At 69.8% G+C, this 2,737-nt stretch carries 3 protein-coding genes; all 3 read left to right on the forward strand.

All coding sequences use genetic code 11. The annotated features are described in order from the left end of the window. Positions 1–1,164 (forward strand): Fe-S cluster assembly protein SufB (gene sufB, locus VK640_14540; GenBank protein ID HTE74399.1); only part of this gene is annotated, 1,164 nt, incomplete at its 5' end. After that, positions 1,164–2,447, forward strand: a complete 1,284-nt coding sequence (gene sufD, locus VK640_14545; protein HTE74400.1) for a Fe-S cluster assembly protein SufD — start codon at positions 1,164–1,166, stop codon at positions 2,445–2,447. The genes sufB and sufD, both read left to right, overlap by 1 nt. Then, a partial coding sequence (locus tag VK640_14550; GenBank protein ID HTE74401.1) for a non-heme iron oxygenase ferredoxin subunit occupies positions 2,444–2,737 on the forward strand: 294 nt, incomplete at its 3' end. The genes sufD and VK640_14550, both read left to right, overlap by 4 nt.

Genomic DNA, 2,737 nt, shown 5'->3' on the forward strand with positions numbered 1-2,737 from the left:
TACTTCGTGAAGTCGACCGAGGCGCAGGCAGCGACCTGGGAAGACCTGCCCGAGGACATCAAGAACACCTACGACAAGCTCGGCATCCCCGAGGCGGAGAAGCAGCGCCTCGTCTCCGGTGTCGCGGCCCAGTACGAGTCCGAGGTCGTCTACCACAAGATCCGTGAGGACCTCGAGGAGCAGGGCGTCCTCTTCCTCGACACGGACACCGCGCTCAGGGAGCACGAGGACCTGTTCCGCGAGTACTTCGGCTCGGTGATCCCGTCCGGCGACAACAAGTTCGCCGCGCTGAACACCGCCGTCTGGTCGGGTGGCTCGTTCATCTACGTGCCGCCGGGCGTGCACGTCGAGATCCCGCTGCAGGCCTACTTCCGCATCAACACCGAGAACATGGGCCAGTTCGAGCGGACGCTCATGATCATCGACGAGGGCGCCTACGTGCACTACGTCGAGGGCTGCACCGCGCCGATCTACAAGTCGGACTCGCTGCACTCCGCGGTCGTCGAAATCATCGTCAAGAAGAACGCGCGCTGCCGGTACACGACCATCCAGAACTGGTCGAACAACGTCTACAACCTGGTCACGAAGCGGGCCGTGGCCCACGAGGGCGCGACCATGGAGTGGGTCGACGGCAACATCGGCTCCAAGGTGACCATGAAGTACCCGGCCGTCTGGATGACCGGCGAGCACGCCAAGGGCGAGGTGCTCTCGATCGCCTTCGCCGGCGAGGGCCAGCACCAGGACGCCGGCGCCAAGATGGTGCACGCCGCGCCGCACACCTCCTCGACGATCATCTCCAAGTCCGTCGCCCGGGGCGGTGGCCGCACGTCCTACCGCGGTCTGGTCCAGATCGACGAGGGCGCCTACGGCTCCCGGTCGACGGTGAAGTGCGACGCGCTGCTGGTCGACACGATCAGCCGGTCGGACACCTACCCCTACGTCGACGTCCGCGAGGACGACGTCTCCATGGGCCACGAGGCGACCGTCTCGCGGGTCAGCGAGGACCAGCTCTTCTACCTGATGAGCCGCGGCATGACCGAGGACGAGGCCATGGCCATGGTCGTCCGCGGGTTCGTGGAGCCGATCGCCCGCGAGCTGCCGATGGAGTACGCCCTGGAGCTGAACCGGCTCATCGAACTGCAGATGGAAGGTGCCGTCGGCTGATGTCAGCCCCCGACAACACTCTCGCTGGAGAGCTCTTCGCCCCCGGCGTGGGTGCCCAGGCAGGCCCGCCGACGACCCCTGCCGACGCCTCCGGTGTCGCGCCGGGCGCGCACTCGCACGGCGGTCCGACGCGCACCGGTTCCCCGGCCGAGCGGTTCACCTCGACCGACCCCGACGCCTTCGGCGTGCCCACGGGTCGCGAGGAGACCTGGCGCTTCACGCCGATGAAGCGGATCCGCGTGCTGCTCGACGGCGCCGCGTCCGACGTGCACCCCACCTGGACCGCCGACCTGCCCGACGGCGTCGAGCTGACGACCGTCGAGGCCGGTGACCCACTGCTCAAGGGCCTGCCCGAGCCGGGTGACCGGCTCGCGGCGCTCACCCGCCAGCGCAGCGGCGGCGCCACCGTCGTCCGCGTGGCCGCCGAGGCACAGCTGGACCGCCCGGTGACGCTCGGCCTCGCCGGCACCGGTTCGGACAGCCCTGATGACGCAGTGGTCTGGGGCCAGCTGGTCGTCGAGGTCGGTGCGTTCGCGAAGGCGACCGTCGTCCTCGACCACACCGGTCTGGCCAAGTACGCCGGCGGCGCGGCCGTCCTGATCGGCGACGGCGCGAACGTCACCCTCGTCTCGGTGCAGGACTGGGCCCCCGGGGCGGTGCACGGCAGCCAGTACGACGCCGTCGTCGGCCGGGACGCGACCTTCAAGCAGGTCGTCGTCACCCTGGGCGGTGACCTCGTCCGGCTGGTCAGCAACGTCCAGTACGCCGGCCCCGGCGGCTCGGCCGAGCTCTTCGGCGTGTACTTCGCCGACGAGACCCAGCACCAGGAGCACCGGCTCTGGGTCGACCACGCGGTGCCGCACTGCAAGAGCAACGTCAAGTACAAGGGCGCGCTGCAGGGCGAGGACGCGCGCACGGTCTGGATCGGCGACGTCCGCATCCGCCCCGCGGCGATCGGCACGGACACCTACGAGCTCAACCGCAACCTGGTGCTCACCGACGGCGCCCGCGCCGACTCGGTGCCCAACCTCGAGATCGAGACCGGCGAGATCGTCGGCGCCGGTCACGCCAGCGCCACCGGCCGGTTCGATGACGAGCAGCTGTTCTACCTCTGCTCGCGGGGCATCGACGCCGAGACGGCCCGCCGCCTCGTCGTCCGCGGCTTCTTCGCCGACGTCGTCCAGCAGATCGGCCTGCCGGAGCTGCAGGACCGCCTCATGGGCACGATCGAGGCCCGTCTCGGCGCCCTCCCTGGTCTGGAGGAGCAGGCGGTCGCGGTATGAGTTTCGAACGCGTCTGCGCGCTGGCCGACATCAAGGAGCCCGGCTCCCTGCGGGTCGAGCTGGCCGACGTCGACATCGCCGTCGTCCGCTTCGAGGGCGAGGTCTACGCCATCGAAGACCAGTGCTCGCACGCCGAGGTGCCGCTGTCGGAGGGCGACGTCGAGGAGTTCAAGGGCGCCCCGACCATCGAGTGCTGGCTGCACGGGTCGTGCTTCGACCTGCGCACCGGCGAACCCACCAACCTGCCGGCCACCGAGCCGGTGTCCGTCTACCCGGTCCGCGTGGAGGGG

Source organism: Actinomycetes bacterium (assembly GCA_035489715.1).
In the GTDB taxonomy this organism is placed as follows: Bacteria; Actinomycetota; Actinomycetes; order JACCUZ01; family JACCUZ01; genus DATHAP01.

Bases quoted from the DNA above. Each gene is read 5' to 3' on its own strand.
- sufD (HTE74400.1), top strand. From the start codon at position 1,164: ATGTCAGCCCCCGACAACACTCTCGCTGGAGAGCTCTTCGCCCCCGGC.